This is a genomic window from Paraburkholderia phymatum, from assembly GCF_038900715.1.
GTDB classification, from domain to species: domain Bacteria; phylum Pseudomonadota; class Gammaproteobacteria; order Burkholderiales; family Burkholderiaceae; genus Paraburkholderia; species Paraburkholderia phymatum_A.
On record NZ_JAYMRZ010000077.1, the window covers coordinates 1 to 1,198 of the forward strand.

Here is a 1,198-nt window from a genome sequence, read left to right on the forward strand (position 1 = left end):
TAAGGCAATGCTGATCAAGTCCACCACTCATGGCTGTCATGCGTTATAGCGTGGACATGCGACGGTAAAACCAAAAACGATGAAGCAACTGACACTGGCGATGGCGGTCGATCAATGCGCGGGATTCGGAGCGCAGCGCAAACCTACGCGACGCGAAGCGTTTCTCGATGAGATGAACAGGCTCGTGCCGTGGGCCGAACTGTGCGTGGTGGTCGAGCCGTATTACCCGAAACGCGGCAACGGTCGTCCGCCGATCGCGATCGAGCGCATGTTGCGGATTCATTTTGTGCAGCACTGGTTCAACCTTGCCGACCTTGCGTGCGAAGAAACGCTGTACGACAGCCTCAGCCTGCGCCGTTTTGTGGGCATTGACCCGGGCAGCGAAACCGTTCCAGACGCGACGACGCTGCTCAAATTCCGGCACCTGCTTGAAGAGCACAAGCTGGGCGAGCGAATCTTCGCCGAGGTGGGTCGGGTGTTGCAGGCACGCGGAGCAAAACTCAAGAGTGGCACGATTGTAGATGCCACGCTGATCGGCGCACCCTCTTCGACGAAGAACAGGGAGAAAGCACGGGACCCTGAAATGCATCAGACTCGCAAGGGACAGCAGTGGTATTTCGGCATGAAGCTGCATGTCGGCGTGGATAGCCAGAGCGGACTGACGCATAGCGCGGTCGTCACGGCGGCCAACGTGCACGACAAACACCCACTGCCACAGCTTCTGCATGGCCAGGAGCAGCGGGTCTACGGTGACAGCGCGTATGCGAGCCAGAAAGCGCTGATCCATGGCAAGGCCCCAAAAGCCCGCGACTTCACGAATCAGCGCACGCGCCGCAAGGACAGCGTCGATGAAGTGGCGCGTCGCAAGAACCGCAACAAGTCGAAGATCCGCGCCCGCGTCGAACATGTGTTCGCCGTGGTCAAACGGTTGTGGGGTTTCACGAAGGTGCGCTATCGCGGCCTGGCGAAGAACGCCAATCGCGCCTTCGTTGCACTCGCGCTGGCGAACCTTTACCTGTCGCGAGGCCGATTTACGGGGCAGGTGCGCCCGTAATGGGCGAAACACGGGCGAAAAGCCCGCGCAGAACGCCTGCGGCGCGGTAAAACGAAGCGGAACGACCATCTTCATGGTTATTCAGAAAGTTTACGCATGCTCAACCGCGCTCAGTCGCGTTTACACGGCTTGATCAGCATTGCC

General features: G+C 59.4%; 1 protein-coding gene. It reads left to right on the forward strand.

What is annotated here, in order from left to right:
• Positions 1-79 precede the first annotated feature (79 nt).
• Positions 80-1,054, forward strand: coding sequence for an IS5 family transposase (locus tag VSR68_RS42455; RefSeq protein ID WP_342945371.1), 975 nt, complete (start codon positions 80-82; stop codon positions 1,052-1,054).
• Positions 1,055-1,198 lie beyond the last annotated feature (144 nt).

What these genes read in the sequence shown, in the direction of transcription:
- VSR68_RS42455 (WP_342945371.1), top strand. Translation starts at nt 80, where the DNA reads ATGAAGCAACTGACACTGGCGATGGCGGTCGATCAATGCGCGGGATTC.